The following is a 15969-nucleotide window of genomic DNA, read 5'->3' as shown; positions in this document are numbered from 1 at the left end:
GACTGAAGCCTGCCGGACTCCAGCCATGCCGTGTGCCCCGGGGGTCGACCCTGCGGCTTCAAGCCTCACGCTGGGGGTCCCCTCCCCCACTCCGTTGGGGGTCCCCTCCCCCACTCCGCGGGGGGACCCCCCACGGAGTGGGGGAGGGGACCCCCAACGAAGTGGGGGACTGGTCCCGACCCCCGGGGCACACGCCCTGACCTCGCGGCTGGGGAGGGGGACTACTGGCGGCGGTTAACGCGTGACGTGGCGTGGGGTGTCGTAACGGGACTGGTTCGCCCTGCCCGAACCGGCACGCCTCGCCAATCTGCCCGTTTGGGGGTACCCCCAGAGCGGGCAGATCGCTGCCCAGGAACCTGACAAAACGGACAGATGAGTCCCGCGCTGGCTCGCTTCCGCCCCCGCCCCCGCTCCTGCCCCCGCTCCTGCCCAAGTCCGCTGACTCCCAAACCCATGGATACGCCGGCGGCAGCCCTGGCAGCATCGACTTCAGGCGCTTCTCTGGGCAGAACAAGGATGAGGCGCCCAAGCGGAAAGGGGCTTGACGGTCACGATTCTCGCCTTGGGCTTCGGGTGCGCGATCTGTCATAGTGCCGCATACTGCCGACGGCACCGGGTCTGGTACGGGAATGGTGGCTATCGTCTTGCCATACCTCGGTGCCCTGGTCTTCCTGTACATCTGGGACACAGCGCCGATGGCGTCGGTCGCATCTCGTCGAAGCGCATGCCGACGCCAGTGGACTGAAGCCTTCCGGACTCGAGCCATGCCGGGTGCCCCCCGCAGGTCGTCCCCGCAGCTGCAAGCCTCACGCTGGGGGTCCCCTCCCCCACTCCGCGGGGGGTCCCCCCACGAAGTGGGGGACTGGTCCCGACCCCCCGGGACACACGCCCTGACCTCGCGGCTGGTGCGTGGGGCGCCGCCGTGGTAGGTGATATCCTTGGATATCACCTACTGGAGGCGTGTCATGTCCGACGTGCTGATCCGGACCGTTCCGGAACGTGTGCTGTCTGCGATCGATGCCCGAGCTGCTCGGCTTGGACTTTCCCGCAGCGAGCTAGTTCGCCGGGGCCTGGCCCAATGGGTCGACCGATCTACGTCCTCGGTGGTTGCGGCAGACCTGGAGCGGTTCTCATCGACGTTCGAGGACCTAGCGGATCCGTCCACGTCGAGGCAGGCATGGTCTTGATTGAGTGGCTCATTGACAAGTCAGCGCTGGTCCGTCTCGCCCGCAGCGCGCGGGCGGATGAGTGGGCGACCAGGATCGAACGCGGCCTAGTGCATATGTGCGCACTGACCCGACTCGAGGTCGGATTCTCGGCGCGATCCGGGCTCATCCTGCGCAGTGAGTTCCGGTCGCCACCACTGGCCAACCTGACGGTGGAGTATCTGACCCCGGCGATTGAGGACCGAGCTTTCGAGGTCCAGTCACTTCTGGCCGACCGTGGACAGCATCGCGCCCCGTCGATCCCCGATCTCGTCGTGGCGGCGACGGCCGAGCTCAACAGCCTCACCGTCCTGCACGTGGACAAGGACTTCGACCTCATCGCGTCCCTGACCGGCCAACGGGTCGAACGGTTGGATGCCAAGGACTGAGGCTCCACGGTCGAGCGTCATTCCCGTCCGGCGACCTCGGGATCCTCAATGTCCGGGAGTGTCCCGGCTGTGGACGGCCGACGGAGTGTCGCCGTGGCCTTGTCGGCGCTGGCGTGGGTGACGGTTCGCGAAGTTCCGCTACCCCCTGGGGATGGCTGGTGGCCAGGCGCCGGAGGTCGCTGGGTTACGTGGTCCTTCGGAGTCGGGCGGGGTGTCGTAACTGGACTGGTTCGCCGTGCCCGAACCGGCACGCCTCGCCAATCTGCCCGTTATGGTTGCTACCGGCCCGGCGTTCCCGTTCTTAGCGACCATTCCGGGTCGATCGCTGCACAGGAACCCGACAAAACGGACAGATGAGTCCCGCGCTGGCTCGCCTCCGCGCCCGCCAAGCTACGCTCCGCCCAGGTCGGCAGTCGCCGCTACTTCTTGAACGACTCGCTCAGCGCGAGCAGGAGCTGCGCGTTGATGTTTCCGTACCATTGGTACACGAGGCCACGGCGTCGCTCTTGATCGGCGATGTTCGCTTCGGTAGGCAGGGTGAATACCGCGTGGCCGTATTCGTTGGTCATCCGCGAGTAGCTCGGATCCAAGTCCGCTCCGGCGAGCCAGCGGGATTGGTCAGCACCCTCGGCGAGAGCCAGATCTGATTGATGCTTGAGTGTCGCTATGTCACGAATCTCAATGAGCCCCTCAGCGTTGATCGTGCCGCTGTCGTCGACGACAGTGCCAGTGCTGGCGACGAGGTCGGCGCCAGCACTCAGAGCCGAAATGGCGGTGGCGAGCTTGATGGACACTTGGGGCCAGGAAGTCGCATCCTTTACTTCAGACCAGCGCTGGAGTTCGACCTTCGTCCACGCTTCGTCGAACGGAATCGCCGGGCTGTTGGACGATTTGGCTGTCTGCTCGTAGTAGGCCAAGTTGGCTAGGGCCGCTTGAGCGAGGAAATCCGCGTATGAGTTGAGGAACTCGCGCGCGTCGCGCCGGTTGGGGATCGGCGCATGGCCCGTGACCACTGCCGCGCGCAGCCAAGTGGGCAGGTTCACCTCAAGGTCGAACCGGACCTGTTCCAGCTCAGCGGCCGCGTTGACCAGTGTCGCTGCCTTGACAACCGGGTCCTGTCCCTTGGACAGGTTCCCTTGGATCGCGCGAACTGAGGTGATGGCGTCATTGGCCAGGGTCAGGGCGTCGGGGATCGTGGTGAGCTGCTCCATGAATCGCGCGGGCGTTTGGGAAGCTTCTTCCAGGGCTGATTCGGCCTGTGACTCCAGGGAGTCCGCCAAGTCCATGGTGTCCGTGAACTGGCGCCCCGGCTCGGAGTGAGCCCCAGGTATCGCCGCGGCCGTGGCGTTCCAGGTTAAGACCGAGCGCTCCGCCACTGTCGCGTCCGCGGCAGCTTCCGTCAGTTTCCCGGCCGCCAGGTTCCTGGACGCGGATCGCCGATCGCGCTCGACGGCCGAGACAAGGTTCCGACGCCTGGCCTTGGTCGCGTCGGTCGGAGCTGGAGCGATCTTGAGTGCTGACAGACGGTCTAGCGCCGACTTGGTGCGAGACCTGAGAAGCTTGGCGAGGTCCGGGTCCATGGGCCCCGGCTCCTTAGCCGGCCAATCGCCAAATTTCCCGACGAGCTGCCCGTACGCGTCCCACACAGACCTCGCCTCGCGGACATCCACACCAAGGGATCGGCCCTCTTTGATCACGTCAATGCTTCCGCCCGTCACGGGATCCATGCTGGTTCGCTGACCTACGGGGATCAGAACTGTTGTTATCCCGGCTTCGGCTGCGGCGCGGATCTTCTCCGGGATGCCGCCCACATGGCCGAGCCCACCCCCTGGCAGGATCGCGCCGGTCATCGAGACGTTGTCAGGTACTGATGTGTTGGCGAACGCCGCGCTTGAGGCCAGAGTGAGCAGGCCCCCAGCGGAAGGTCCTTCGATTCTCTCGTCCGTGTGGAACTTGATCGACCAGCCGCGAGGATCGATCGCAGACGCCAAGGCCGCCAGGGTCGCGGCAGTCCACGCGGAGGATTTCAAGAACTCCACGGTTCCGGCGGCTTCGAACTCGCTGAGGTCGACCTTGAACTCGGAGCTGCCCGGCGTGTGGAAGCCGGTGACTACAACGCGGGTTACCCCGTGCTCGTAGCCTCCATGGGACTGCAGGCCGAACCAAAGGGCTCGCACCGTGACTTCGTCGATCTCATCGGGACCGGAACCAAAGGGACCGCATGCGGTCGCAAGTCCGAGCGACGCCGCCAGGGCGAGAGCCGCGAATCCGGCCGTCGCGCGCTTCTGGCCCGGACGCCCGCGGCGAGACTTGAGGTGGCGCTTGCGTCCGGTCCACTTCACGCGTTGAGTCTGCCACCTACGCGCCCGGCCTTCTACCCAGTCGCGGATGGTCGTGAGCGGCCGCTACTTCTGGAACGACCTATTCAGGGCGCTGAGCAACTGGGCGTTGAGGTTGGCGTACCACTGGTAGGCGAGGCCTTCGCGTCGCTCCTGATCTGTGATACTCGCCGAGTCCGGCAGGTGGAAGACGGCGTAGCCATACTCGTTATTCCAGCGCGCGTAGCTTGGATCCAGCTTCGCCCCGGCCAGCCCGCGCACCAGGCGGACACCCTCGTCGCGCGCGAGCGTCGACTGCGAGTCGAGTGCCACCAGGTCACGAATCTGGACGAGCCCTTCGGCGTTGATCATTCCGCTGTCATCCACCACAGCGCCGAGGCTTCCAACCAGATCCGCGCTGTAGACCATCGACGAAATGGCCGTCGCGAGCTTGATGGCCACCTGGGGCCAGGATTCGGCCTGGCGTACCGCGTCCCAGCGTCCGGCTGCGGCTGTCACCCAATCCACGTCGTACGGGATAGCCGACATCTTCAGCGCCTCTGCGGTCTGCTTGTAGTAGGACATGTTGGCCTGGGAAGCTTGCGCGAGTAGGTCAGCGTAGGAGTTGAGGAAGCCTGTCGCGTCGCTGGAATTGGGTATCGGTGTGTGCCCCGTCAACATGGCCGCCTGAATCCAAGTCGGTGAGAACACGTCCAAGTCGTACTGGGCCTGTGCTAGCTCGGCGGCGGCATTGACCAGTGTCGCGGCGTCAACGTCCTGGCCCGTCAGGACCGACTTGACGGTGTGAATCGTGATGATTGCCCCGTCGGCCCAAGTGAGCGCGTCCGGAAGAGTCGTGAGCTGCTCAAGGAACTCCGGGGGCGTCAGAGAAGCCTTTCGCAGCGCCGCTTCGGCTTGGGATTCAAGGGCATTGGCCCACTGGGTCAACTCGGTCACCTCGCGTCGCGGGTCGTCCTCCGCGACGGGTATCGCTGCCGCAGTCGCGTTCCAGGTCCTGGCCGTGTGCTCGGCCAGAGCGGCGTCCGCGAAGGCAGGGATCGGCTTGCCTTTCGACAGAGCCTTTGCCGCTGACCGGCGGCCGCGAGCGACGGCGTTGACGACCGCTTCGCGCCTGGCTCTGGTTCCCGTGGTCGGAGCGTGCGCGATCTTGAGTTTGGACAGGCGTGCGCTCACAGACTTTGTTGTGGAACCAAGCAGCTTGGCAAGGTCCTGGTCTATGGGTTCGGGATCCGCTTTCGCTCCAGGGTCCACGTTTCCGATGAGTTGTCTGTAGGCGTCCCAAACCGACGCGACCTCCTTGACTTCAACCCCGAGCGAACGGCCCTCGTCAACTACGTCGATGTTCTCGCCTGAGACTGGGTCCAGGCTCATCCGCTGACCCATCGGGATGAAGACTTTGGTGATCCGTGCTTCCGCGGCGGCCCGGATCTTCTCCGGGATGCCGCTCACCTGGCCGAGCCCGCCCCCGGGCATGATCGTGCCGGTCATCGAAACGTCTTCCGGTACCGAGACCTGTGCCAAATCCGCTGTGACGGCCAGCGTCATCAGACCGCCGGCGGACGGGCCATCGATCTTCTCGCTGGTGTTGAAGCTCACCGACCAGCCGCGAGGATCGACGTCTGACGCCAGGGCGCCAAGCGTCGCGGCCGACCAAGCCGCGGCGTTCCAGTAGTCGCCGGTGCCCGCGGATTCCAAGCCGGTCAGGTCAACGCTGAAATCAGAGCCGCCGGTGGTGAACTCGTCGGAGATCTCCACTGGGGTAACACCATGGGCGTAGCTGCCATCGGGCTGTTGCCCGTACCAGAGGGCTCGCACCGTGGTGCTGCGGGTTCCCACAGCAGCGGTCCCGCAAGCGGTCGCGAGGCCCATCGCCGCGACGAGCGCGAGGGCGACGAGCCTCGAATTGCGGCGAGTCCGGGACGATGGACTGCGGCGAATGCGCGGGTGTTGCTGTGCCGTCCTGTTCACGCACCGAGTTTGTCACCCCGACACCCCGCCACGCTGATCGGTCGCGAATCCTCGCCTCCGCGCTTGGCTCGGGCTCGATGCGAGGACGTGATGACCGGACGCTCTAGTGTTGAGTCATGCGGACGTTCGCTCGGGGCGGGTTGGTGTTCGACGTGCGGGACGAGGGTCCGCAGGACGGGATACCTGTCGTTCTGCTACACGGCTTCCCGCAGGACTCCACGGCATGGGACGCGGTCGTCCCGCAGCTGCACGAAGTCGGCTTCAGGACACTAGCCCCGAACCAGCGTGGGTACTCCCCAAGAGCGCGCCCGAGCTCCGTGGCTAGCTACCGAACGCGCGAAACGGCGGAGGACGTGATCGCCCTGCTCGATGCCGCCAAGGTGGAGAAGGCTCACGTAGTGGGGCACAACTGGGGTGGAGCTGTGGCTTGGGCAGTCGCGTCGGAATGGCCGGACCGCGTGCTGACACTGACCTCGGTGTCGACTCCTCACCCAGCCGCGATGCGGTCGGTCATGCTGAGCAGCACTCAAGCCTTCAAGTCCTGGTACATGGGCCTGTTCCAGATACCCCGGGTGAGCGAGTTCCTGTTCAGTCCCGGTGGTCCCGCTTGGCAGGCAGTGACCAGTGGCCTGCCGACGCATCAGGCGCATCACTATTCGCAGCGCATGGAGTCCCCCGGCGCGTTGTCGGCGGCGCTGAACTGGTATCGGGTCTTGCCGCGCGAGATACTCATCCCATCGATGAAGGTGGGCGAGATCTTGGCGCCGACTCTGTTCGTGTGGGGAGACCAGGATCCGTCGTTCGGGCGCGCCGCCACTGAGAAGACGGCGGAGTTCGTCACTGGCAAGTACCTATTCACGATCTTGCCGGGCGTTGGCCACTGGGTGCCCGAGACGGCTCCTGAGCTCCTGGCGCAAGCGGTTCTTGCTCACATTCAACGAACGGAGATCTGATGAGAAGGATCCTCGGGCCTTTGGTCCTGCTCCTGGTGGGGCTGATCATCCTGGTGGTGAGCCTCGTCTTCGGCGTCAGCGGCGCGGTCGGGAAGATCTCGGCGATGCTCGAGCCGTCCGCGTCATGGACTGCCCCGGGTTCGGCAAGTGCGTCGCTATCGCCAGGCACGTGGAGCGTGTACGAGTACGTCGGTCGGGCGAGTGGATTCGACTCGTCGTCGGGGTCGTCAGGGTCGTCCGCGCGATCGAGCGTGGATTGGTCGGACGTGACGGTCACGGGGCCCGCTGGGCCTGTCAGGACGGTCTGCGATTCATGCGGCGCGTTCACGCAGACCCTCACGATCGGCAACAAGGAGTACGTGGGGATCCTGTCATTCGAAGTAGTTGAAGCTGGCGAGTTCGAGGTCGATGTGGCTGGGGACTCGGCGGAGATGATCTTGAGTCCGTCAGTCACTTCTGTCTTCCCCGGAGCCCTGCCCCCGTTCTTCGCCGCCGGGCTCGGTTTCCTCGTCGCGGCGATCGGTGCCATCTGGCTGCTGGTGAGAGTGCTGTCCAAGGACAAGAAGGGTTCTCCTCCCCCAGGCCTTACGACGCCAGGCGGCGCACAGATCACCTCAGCGGCAGACCTGGGATCGACGACGGCCCAGACGCCCATGGCTGCGCTTCCAGGGTGGTACGCCGACCCGAATGTTCCCGGCCAGCTCCGCTGGTGGAACGGTTTCACGTGGACGCAGGACACGCACAACCGGTGACAGTACGGTTGTGACGTGAGCCCGCTATACACGTTCGTCTGGGCGGTGGAAGTCGTCGGTGCAGTTCTGATCGCCGGGCTCGCCGTCTGGCTGGGTTGGTCGATCGCGACCGAGGGCCGCGTTCGCGCCGCCGCCGATTCCAGCGCGGATCAGTCGGAAGGCTGAGTCTCCGGACGTCGAGACCGGCCGCGCATGGCCCAGCTCAGGAAGAGAAGTCCGAACGCGCCCCAGCCCGCCACTGTCGGGGCGCTTACGGAGAGCACAGCCAGGAATATCGAGTAGCCACCGAGCACCCATCCCCTGGGCCCACCCAGATCGCCCTTGTCAGCTTCGGGCTCCATCAGCTCGGGGTGCCTGGACGCATGGTGACCGATGAGGCCCAACAAGATGGACAGCGCCGCGATGTCTCCGAAGTACAAAGCCCCGGTCCCGTCGGCGAGTCCACTTTCTTGCATCAAGTAGGACAGGAAGGGCAGCAGCACAATGAACAGCAGCCAGAGCAGGTTCAGTCGGATGATCGCCCCGTCGTAGTCCCGGAGGTACTCGAAGATTCGGTGATGAATTAGCCAGTAGGCCGCCACTAGCACGAACGTGATCAGGAACGACGTGAACGCGTGCGAGTTTTGGACTAGCAGGTCCCATGCGCCGAGCTTCTGGTCGCCGACCTCAAGATCAGTCAGGGGGAGCACCAACAGCGTTATCGCGATAGCTACGACGGCGTCGCTGAAGTTGACGAGGCGGTCGAACCCCCGTTGCGTGTGATGCCTGGCTGTCATGATGGGTTCTGAGACTGGTCCCCTTGGATGATCTCACCGGCCTTGCGTCGCCTGGCGTAGATCACGATCAGCAGGACGTAGCTCGCCAGGATCAGCAGGTAGGCCCAGAAGGTGGCCTGCGGTCCCGAGCCATAGACGAACCAGAATGAGAAGAGCAGGGCTGCTATGGCGATGACCATGTCCCTGCTGAAGGTCTTGGGGTTGGCCGCCTTGCCCTGCGTCAGCAGGTAGTAGAGCTGCGCGTTCGCCGAGAAGAAGTACGGGATCGCGGCGGTTACTCCGGTCAGCAGCACGAGCGTGTTGAGGACCTCGATGCCCGCTTGGGTGGCGTACGCGAAGATCGTGAAGACCGACGCGAGAATTGTTGAGATCACAATTCCCCAGATGGGCACTCCAGCCTTGCTCACCTTCGCGAAGATTCTGGGGAACAGCTCATCGTCAGCCGCGGCCTGCGGCATCTCGGCGCAGATCATTGTCCAGGCGTTCAATGCGCCGATTCCGGATATCACGGCGAACGCTGACATCATCTTGCCTGCCCATTCGCCGCCGAAGATGTCTGTGAACGCGACCGAGAAGGACGCCTCACCCGCAGTGCTGGTCAGGACGTCATTGGGAACGATCCCGAAGATGGCGACCAGGGACAGGATGTAGGCAACCCCGCACGCCGCGGTTCCGAGCACCGTGGCGATCGGCACGTTCCTGTCGGGATTCTTGATCTTGGCTGCCGCCACAGAGGCGAGCTCAACGCCCAAGTAGGAGAAGAGCACGATAGCCGCCGATAGCGACATCGCATCGAACCAGCTCCCACCGCTTGGGTTGAATTCCGGGAAGTTGCGACGGGTCAGGGCGATTACCAGCCCGACCGTCGCGATGAACACGATCGGGATGAACTTCAGGATCGTCGTGACGAGCTGGAAGGAGCCCATGTGTTTCAGGCCAGAGAGGTTCACCAACGCTGGGATCCACAGGCCAGCCATGGCGATGAGGATCGCGAGGAACTTGTCGTTCGGATCGAGGCCGAACAGCGCCTGGACGTAGATAACCCACACGACGACGATTCCGGCGTTGCCAGCCCAGGCGGTGATCCAGTACGGCCAAGCGGCAGAGAAGCCTGCCGCGTCCCCGAAGTAGTACCTCGCGTAAGCGTATGGACCTCCAGCAGCAGGTATCCGCTTGACCAGAGACCCGAAAGTGAGCGCTAACGCCATGGCGCCGATCGTGACGATCACCAAGGTGACTATCGCCATCATCCCGAATTGCGCGACCTGAGCGGGCAGTCCGAAGATGCCTGTGCCGATGATGCCCCCCATGATCAGGGCAATAGCCTGGGGCAGTCCTAGCTTGTGCCCCTCGCTGACCTTCTCCGGGGCCTTCGTCGTCTCGGGCATGCCCGCCTCCATCCAGTTGGAGTAGAGGCTAGCGATCCGCATTGGACCAAGTGGGCAAGTTCGGGCGATGCGGCCGAGCGAGGTCCGACCTGCTGACCCCTCCCCCCATCGCAGAAGCGGCCGCTAATGACAAACGCGACCGTTACGCAAAGAAACACTCGTTGGAACGGGCGCGTCTGTACCCAAAAGGGCGCGTTTGTCGGGAACGGCCGCTAACGCCAGGGGGCCTGCGGTCACGGGGATGGCTAGGTGTGAGTTGGGGTGTGCGTGAGTCTGCCGCCACAACGTGGCGGTCATCGGGATCAGGGAGTCCCTGAACGGCGTCGATCAGCGACTCGTAGCCGACGACCAGACCGTCACGGATCGCGCGGCTCATCAGTTCACGAAGCCGATGCCACTTGGGCTCTGGCACGTCAGGGCGGTTCGAACGAAGCGCCGCGAATGTCTCATCGAGGATCTGGTCCGATCACCTAGCTTGCACGAGGCCAGCCTGTGCGACCCGGATCAGAAGGTCGCGCAGAGCATTGGGGTAGAGAACGTTCGCGTCGTACACCACTACGAATGACATGCCTCAATCCAGGCCGAGTTCTTGCGCGAGCGAAGTCAGCTCATCGGCCGCGTTGCGGCGCTTCTCGCTGTCGGATCGCAGGTAGTCCATCAGGGAAGACATCTTCACCCGGCGATGAGTTCCGACCATTCGGTACTCAATCTCGTCGGCAGTCAGAAGACCGATGAGGAAGGGTCTGGAGACGTTCAGCACATCAGCGGCCTGTTGCGTCGTAAGCTCCGCGTGCGAGGGGACGATGGACACTCCCTTGCCCGCACCCATCAACGCCAGGATCCGCGCCAGCATCTCGACCGCGGCGCGGGGCACAACCAGTTCCTCCTTGCCGCCGCTCTCCGCGACGATCAACTTGACCGCATCCCCGGTCGGATTCCGCGCGAGAAAGGCCTTGATGTGCGGAAGCGCTTCGTGGGCAGCCCTGATGTCGGTCTGGTCGGGCTCGTTGGAGTCCTTGAACCGCGTCGTCATTGTCTGTGCCTCCCAGTCCCGTATTCGAAGTATCCGAAATATCCGAAGCGAATGCAACAGGATACCGGAAGCTCGGCAGTCGAGTTCTGGCTTTGCCCGCTACACGCGCCGGTCGTCGTCGGCGACCTCGTCGAAGCTGGCCAGGAACTGGCTCTGGTAGAGGTCGTAGTAGAAGCCCTGACGATCCAGCAGCTCGTCGTGCGAACCCTGCTCGACGATGCGGCCGTCGTTCATCACCAGGATGGTGTCGGCGTCCCGGATTGTGGACAGGCGATGCGCTATCACGAAGCTGGTCCGGCCTTGTCGCAGTTCGGACATCGCCCGCTGGATCAGTACCTCGGTGCGCGTGTCGACCGAGCTGGTCGCCTCGTCCAGGATCAGTATTGGCGGGTCGACGAGGAAGGCCCGCGCGATCGTGAGCAACTGCTTCTCGCCCTCCGAGATACTCGCGGCGTTGTCGTCCAGGCGTGTGTCGTAGCCGTCGGGGAGAGTCCTGACGAAGTGGTCCGCGTGAGCCGCTCGCGCTGCCGCCGCGATCTCGCTGGTCGTGGCGGAGTCGGCGCCGTAGGCGATGTTCTCGCCGATGGTCCCCCCGAACAGCCAGGTGTCTTGAAGCACCATGCCGAAACACCGGCGCAAGTCGTCCCGCGTCAGGTCGAGGATGTCAACGCCGTCGATACGAATGCGCCCGGAATCGATGTCGTAGAAGCGCATCAGCAGGTTCACCAGCGTGGTCTTGCCCGCTCCAGTCGGCCCGACTATGGCCACGGTTTCGCCGGGCTTCACGCTCAAACTCAAGTCGTCCATCAGCGGCTGGTCCGCGGAGTAGCTGAACGAAACCCGCTCAAGTTCGATCCGGCCCCAGGTCTTGGCGAGCCTGGTCGGCTCAACCGCGTCGGGGGTCTCGGCTTCCTCATCCAGCAGCTCGAACACCCGCTCAGCCGATGCGATCCCAGACTGGATGACGTTCGTGATGCCGGCGATCTGCGTGATCGGCATCGTGAACTGCCGCGAGTACTGGATGAACGCCTGGACGTCACCGAGAGACATTGTGCCGCTGGCGACGCGTATACCGCCGATCACGGCGATGGCCGCGTAGTTGAGGTTGGCGACGAACAGCATCGCCGGTTGGATGATTCCGGAGATGAACTGCGCACGGAAGCTTGACTCGTACATATGGTCGTTCGCGAGGTCGAAGTCAGCGGCGGCCTGCTGGCGGTGACCGAATACCGAGACCAGTTCGTGCCCCGTGTGTGTCTCCTCCACGATGCCGTTGAGGCGCCCGGTCCAATCCCACTGCGCGACGAATTGGCGCTGGGACCGCTTGGCTATGGCCATCGTGATCACGAACGACAAAGGCACGGTCAGCAGGGAGATGATCGCCAGCAGCGGGCTGATCCAGACCATCATCGCCAGGACGCCGATAACCGTGAACACCGATGTGATCATCTGCGTGAGCGTCTGTTGCAGGGTCATGGTCAAGTTGTCAATGTCGTTCGTGACGCGGCTGAGCAGATCGCCGCGCGCGTGGCTGTCGAAGTACTTCAGTGGCAGGCGGCCGAGCTGGAGGTCGACATCTTCGCGGAGCCTGAACATTGTGCGTTGAGTGACACCGGCCATGAGGAAGTTCTGAGCCCAGCCGAAGACGGAACTGAGGAAGTAGATCACGATCACGAGCGCGACGACTCGGGCCAGCGCCGTGAAGTCGACTCCCTGAGTCAGGGACATGCTCGCCAACATGTCCGCCTGGCCCGCCTGCCCGCGGGCCACGAGATCGTCGATGGCCTGCTGCTGGGAGACGCCGGGTGGAAGCCGCGCTCCCAGGACGCCGGCGAAGATGATGTTCGTCGCCCTGCCGAGCAGCATCGGACCAAGCACCGCGAAGAAAACGCTCGCCACAGCCAGGAACATGACCACAGCGATGACCGCCGACTCACGTCGCAGCCGTGCGAGCACGCGGACCGCGGACCGGCGGAAGTCGCGAGCCTTGCTGCCGGGCAGGGTCATGCCCAGGCTGCCCGGCCCCTGTGCGAATGGCCCGCCCGGGCGTTGGCCGAGCGCGGGGCGTTGGCCGAGGTCAGGACCCGACGAGTCGTCGGTCGTCCTGGCGCTCACGCGACCTCCGCTTCCGACAGCTGAGAGAACACGATCTCGCGGTAGGTCTCGCATGACTCCATGAGTTGCGAATGGGTGCCGACGCCGACGACAACGCCCTGATCCAGGACGACAATCTGGTCGGCGCCCATGATCGTGCTGACTCTCTGGGCGACTACTAGCACTGACGCATCCGCCGTCTGGCGCGCCAGTGCCGCCCGGAGACGCCCGTCAGTGGCGTAGTCCAGCGCGGAGAAACTGTCGTCGAAGATGTAGATCCGGGGGCGCCGGACTATCGCTCTGGCGATGGCCAGGCGCTGGCGCTGTCCGCCGGACAGGTTGGCTCCGCCCTGGTCGATGGGGCTGCCCAGACCTTCGGCCATCTCGGACACGAATCCACTCGCCTGCGCGGTCCGCAGCGCTTGCCAGACTTCGTCGTCCGATGCCTCCGGGCGACCGAATCGGACGTTGCTGGCCACCGTCCCGCTGAACAAGAAGGCCTTCTGCGGCACGAGCCCGATTCCCGCCCGAAGCGCGTGCATCGGCCATTCGCGCACATCCACCCCGTCGACGAGAACCGCTCCTGAGCTGACGTCGTTGAGCCGGGGGATGAGGTTCGTCAGCGTGCTCTTGCCCGAACCCGTGCCGCCGACGATCGCTGTGGTCTGGCCGGGTCTGAGAGTGAGCGAGACTCCGCGCAGCACCGGGTCCTCGGCGCTCGGGTAGCGGAATTCCACGTCGCGGAACTCCACGTGTCCGGTCAGCTTCAGGCCCATCCGGGGGTTGGCCGGATCCCTGATGGTTGGGGATGTTCGCAGGATTGCTTGGATCCTGTCGGCCGATGCGCTGGCCCTCGGGAGCATGACCAGCACAACCACGGCCATCATCACCGAGAACAGGATCTGCATGACATAGGCGAGGAACGCGGTGAGATTCCCGATCGGCATCTCGCCGGAGTCGACGAGGTGGCCGCCGAACCAGATGATGGCCACCGATGAGAGGTTGAAGATCAACAACATTGACGGGAGCATGAAGGCGAACAGCCGAGTGACTCGCAGCGCGGTGTCCGTCAGGTCGTCATTCGCGGCGGCGAACCGCTCTTCCTCATGCCTCGTGCGCACGAATGCCCGGATGACGCGGATGCCGACCAGGTTCTCGCGCAGCACGCTGTTGACCTGGTCGATTTTGACCTGCATCGAGCGAAACAGCGGGACGGCCTTGGACAGCATGAAGCCGATCAGCAGCGCCATCAGCGGGATGATCACGATGAGCAGGGCCGAGAGCCGGAAGTTCTCGCGCATCGCCATGAACACCCCGCCGATAGCCGTCAGCGGAGCGGAGATCATCATCGTGAGCCCAGTAAGGACCAGCATCTGCACCTGCTGGACATCGTTGGTGTTGCGTGTGATCAGAGTCGGTGCGCCGAACTCGTTCAACTCGTTCAGCGAGAAGGTTCCGACCTTGACGAACAGCGCCCGTCTGACATCCCGGCCGAACGCCATCGCTGTGCGCGCGCTGAAGTAGATGGCGATGACTGAGACGACGCCAAGCACTAAGGTCACCGCGAGCATGATCGCGCCGACTCGCAGTATGTAGCTGGCGTTCCCTTTCAGAACGCCGTCGTTGATGATGTCCGCGTTGAGGTTCGGCAGATAGAGGTTCGCGACGGCTTGGATCAGCAGCAGTGTCACGATCGCTATCAGGGTCCGCCGGTGCCGACCAAGGAATGCGCGGAGTAGGGGTATCACCGGGTGCACTCCAGATCCGTGGAGAGGAGGTGCGGGGTTGTCTTGACCCCGTGAGTGAAGCACGGTGGTTCGAGCGCTGGCACGATAGCCACGATAATTGGCCGGGGCTGCGCGTCAGCCGGGGGTTGCAGCAATAGCCAGAGCAGCAGATCATGACCGGGATTGAGGGTGCAGTGGATCGCATCGAGCATGAGCGTCACAGACTCGCACGCCGCGCCAAGCAGTGGATTCCGCCGCAGCACGGCGCGTGGGCATTCCTGGCGGTCCCGCTGGTCATGGGCTTTGGCCTGGCTGGCTTCAGCGCGCGGGGGGGCTTGTTCGCCATCGCGTGGGTGGCGGCCTACCCGTGCGGCTACTTCGCCGGGCGGGCAGTTCGCGCGTGGCTGCGGCGCCGCAAGTCGCTCCTCGCGGGCTATCCGTCGTCCCTTGCGAAGCGCGAGTCTCGTGTGGCAGCTGGCTGGGCGGTGCCGATCGCTATCTGCGGGCTGCCCCTCGTGGCTATCGAGCCGTGGCTGATCGGCGTTCTCGTTCTGATGGCTGGGCTGTGGGCGGTGAACGTCCGCCTGGCGTGGCTCGGGATGGAGCGGAGCCTGGGCAACGACCTCGTACTCGTAGCTGAAGCCGTCATCGCGGTGCCGCTGTTCTGGATGGTTACCTCTGGCGATCCGATTCTCGCCGCTGTCCCTGGGCGGGTTTGGCTGGCTGCCGGGGTATGCGCGGTCTACTTCGCAGGATCGGTCGTTCACGTGAAGTCGCTGATCCGCAAGCGGAGGGACGACCGGTGGCGCACGGCCGATGTCGCTTACCACGGTGTCGCGGCCGTGGTCATGACGCTGGTTTCTGTTTGGCTCGTCGTTCCGTTCGGGGCGGCGTTGGCGCGGTCGGTCGCCCTTCGGCCCGGTGAGCGCCCGGCCGTCATCGGCAGCGTGGAGATCGGGGTGTCGGTGCTCGTTGTCGTGTTCGGGCTCCTCGCCACTCGGTGGGGCGTGGGGCTGTGGACTTAGCCGCGAGCGTGTCGGCGGACGCGGGCGCGGGCGCGGGCTAGCGGGCCTAGTCGCGCCACCGGCCGGACATGTACTTGTCCCTTTCGGCGCCGGCAAGTTCACGAGTGCCGTTGGCGACGCGGATGAAGAAGGCCGTCTTCTTGGCGAGTTGCCCATTGTTCTCGACTGTGATTGTGGCTTCGACGGGGAAGCTGCTTGGGCGGACGTGGACGCGGGCGATGTCATCGCCGTTGATGGCGTGGATGCGGATCGTGACGTTGGAGGCGGCTGCCGTCCCCATGGATGCGGCGATGACGTTGGCCAGGTGCTGCTGAAAGGCG

Annotated in this window: 15 protein-coding genes; 7 read left to right on the top strand and 8 right to left on the bottom strand. The window is 64.5% G+C overall.

The window, feature by feature from the left end; genetic code table 11:
- Nucleotides 1-965: 965 nt before the first annotated feature.
- Together Q8P38_12460 and Q8P38_12455 are read left to right on the top strand one after the other, a co-directional pair.
- A complete protein-coding gene (locus Q8P38_12460; protein ID MDP4015412.1) occupies nt 966-1187 on the top strand; it encodes a ribbon-helix-helix domain-containing protein in 222 nt (73 codons plus the stop codon).
- Nucleotides 1178-1594 carry a PIN domain nuclease gene (locus Q8P38_12455; GenBank protein ID MDP4015411.1) on the top strand — a complete coding sequence of 139 codons (417 nt, stop codon included), beginning with the start codon at nt 1178-1180 and terminating at the stop codon, nt 1592-1594. Before Q8P38_12460 ends, Q8P38_12455 begins: the two co-directional genes overlap by 10 nt.
- Before the next feature lie 419 nt (nt 1595-2013).
- Here the strand turns inward: Q8P38_12455 and Q8P38_12450 are convergent, their stop codons facing one another.
- Nucleotides 2014-3936: a S16 family serine protease gene (locus tag Q8P38_12450; GenBank protein MDP4015410.1), complete on the bottom strand. Its 1923-nt coding sequence runs from the start codon at nt 3934-3936 to the stop codon at nt 2014-2016.
- A 63-nt stretch (nt 3937-3999) separates the two neighbouring features.
- Nucleotides 4000-5901 carry a S16 family serine protease gene (locus Q8P38_12445; protein MDP4015409.1) on the bottom strand — a complete coding sequence of 634 codons (1902 nt, stop codon included), beginning with the start codon at nt 5899-5901 and terminating at the stop codon, nt 4000-4002.
- 116 nt (nt 5902-6017) lie between these two features.
- On the opposite strand from Q8P38_12445, the gene Q8P38_12440 reads away from it, so the two are divergent.
- The 3 genes from Q8P38_12440 to Q8P38_12430 are packed head-to-tail and all read left to right on the top strand — an operon-like array spanning nt 6018 to nt 7771.
- Nucleotides 6018-6854, top strand: coding sequence for an alpha/beta hydrolase (locus tag Q8P38_12440; GenBank protein ID MDP4015408.1), 837 nt, complete (start codon nt 6018-6020; stop codon nt 6852-6854).
- Nucleotides 6854-7606, top strand: a complete 753-nt coding sequence (locus Q8P38_12435; protein ID MDP4015407.1) for a DUF2510 domain-containing protein — start codon at nt 6854-6856, stop codon at nt 7604-7606. Before Q8P38_12440 ends, Q8P38_12435 begins: the two co-directional genes overlap by 1 nt.
- Nucleotides 7607-7621: 15 nt before the next feature.
- Nucleotides 7622-7771: a hypothetical protein gene (locus Q8P38_12430; protein MDP4015406.1), complete on the top strand. Its 150-nt coding sequence runs from the start codon at nt 7622-7624 to the stop codon at nt 7769-7771.
- On the opposite strand, the gene Q8P38_12425 is transcribed toward Q8P38_12430, so the two are convergent.
- Entirely contained in the window at nt 7756-8382 is a 627-nt protein-coding gene (locus tag Q8P38_12425; protein MDP4015405.1) for a TMEM175 family protein, read from the bottom strand. The two genes, Q8P38_12430 and Q8P38_12425, sit on opposite strands and share 16 nt — an antisense overlap.
- On the bottom strand, nt 8379-9770 hold the full coding sequence (locus Q8P38_12420) for an amino acid permease (protein ID MDP4015404.1): 1392 nt from the start codon (nt 9768-9770) through the stop codon (nt 8379-8381). Before Q8P38_12420 ends, Q8P38_12425 begins: the two co-directional genes overlap by 4 nt.
- 286 nt (nt 9771-10056) lie before the next feature.
- Here Q8P38_12420 and Q8P38_12415 point away from each other — a divergent pair, with 286 nt between their 5' ends.
- Complete coding sequence (locus Q8P38_12415; GenBank protein ID MDP4015403.1) at nt 10057-10335, top strand: hypothetical protein; 279 nt, start codon at nt 10057-10059, stop codon at nt 10333-10335.
- A 6-nt stretch (nt 10336-10341) separates the two neighbouring features.
- Here Q8P38_12415 and Q8P38_12410 read toward each other — a convergent pair whose 3' ends face one another.
- The 3 genes from Q8P38_12410 to Q8P38_12400 all read right to left on the bottom strand — a co-directional run bounded on the left by Q8P38_12410 (nt 10342) and on the right by Q8P38_12400 (nt 14588).
- Entirely contained in the window at nt 10342-10803 is a 462-nt protein-coding gene (locus Q8P38_12410) for a helix-turn-helix domain-containing protein (GenBank protein ID MDP4015402.1), read from the bottom strand.
- A gap of 99 nt (nt 10804-10902) precedes the next feature.
- Nucleotides 10903-12918: an ABC transporter ATP-binding protein gene (locus Q8P38_12405; protein MDP4015401.1), complete on the bottom strand. Its 2016-nt coding sequence runs from the start codon at nt 12916-12918 to the stop codon at nt 10903-10905.
- Nucleotides 12915-14588 carry an ABC transporter ATP-binding protein gene (locus Q8P38_12400; protein MDP4015400.1) on the bottom strand — a complete coding sequence of 558 codons (1674 nt, stop codon included), beginning with the start codon at nt 14586-14588 and terminating at the stop codon, nt 12915-12917. Before Q8P38_12400 ends, Q8P38_12405 begins: the two co-directional genes overlap by 4 nt.
- 209 nt (nt 14589-14797) lie before the next feature.
- On the opposite strand from Q8P38_12400, the gene Q8P38_12395 reads away from it, so the two are divergent.
- The gene (locus Q8P38_12395) at nt 14798-15649 is read left to right on the top strand and encodes a YwiC-like family protein (protein MDP4015399.1); all 852 of its coding nucleotides are present in this window, start codon (nt 14798-14800) and stop codon (nt 15647-15649) included.
- Between the two features lie 46 nt (nt 15650-15695).
- Here Q8P38_12395 and Q8P38_12390 read toward each other — a convergent pair.
- The coding region (locus tag Q8P38_12390; protein ID MDP4015398.1) for a hypothetical protein at nt 15696-15969 on the bottom strand (274 nt) is incomplete at its 5' end.

It is taken from the genome of Candidatus Nanopelagicales bacterium, assembly GCA_030700225.1.
Classification (GTDB): Bacteria; Actinomycetota; Actinomycetes; order S36-B12.
The sequence above is the reverse complement of the archived record's forward strand: the minus strand, read 5'-3'. Positions and strand labels throughout refer to the sequence as shown.

Coding starts and splice junctions, on each gene's coding strand:
- Q8P38_12460 (MDP4015412.1), top strand. CDS start 966: ATGTCCGACGTGCTGATCCGGACCGTTCCGGAACGTGTGCTGTCTGCG.
- Q8P38_12455 (MDP4015411.1), top strand. CDS start 1,178: ATGGTCTTGATTGAGTGGCTCATTGACAAGTCAGCGCTGGTCCGTCTC.
- Q8P38_12440 (MDP4015408.1), top strand. CDS start 6,018: ATGCGGACGTTCGCTCGGGGCGGGTTGGTGTTCGACGTGCGGGACGAG.
- Q8P38_12435 (MDP4015407.1), top strand. CDS start 6,854: ATGAGAAGGATCCTCGGGCCTTTGGTCCTGCTCCTGGTGGGGCTGATC.
- Q8P38_12425 (MDP4015405.1), bottom strand. CDS start 8,382: ATGACAGCCAGGCATCACACGCAACGGGGGTTCGACCGCCTCGTCAAC.
- Q8P38_12420 (MDP4015404.1), bottom strand. CDS start 9,770: ATGCCCGAGACGACGAAGGCCCCGGAGAAGGTCAGCGAGGGGCACAAG.
- Q8P38_12410 (MDP4015402.1), bottom strand. CDS start 10,803: ATGACGACGCGGTTCAAGGACTCCAACGAGCCCGACCAGACCGACATC.
- Q8P38_12395 (MDP4015399.1), top strand. CDS start 14,798: ATGACCGGGATTGAGGGTGCAGTGGATCGCATCGAGCATGAGCGTCAC.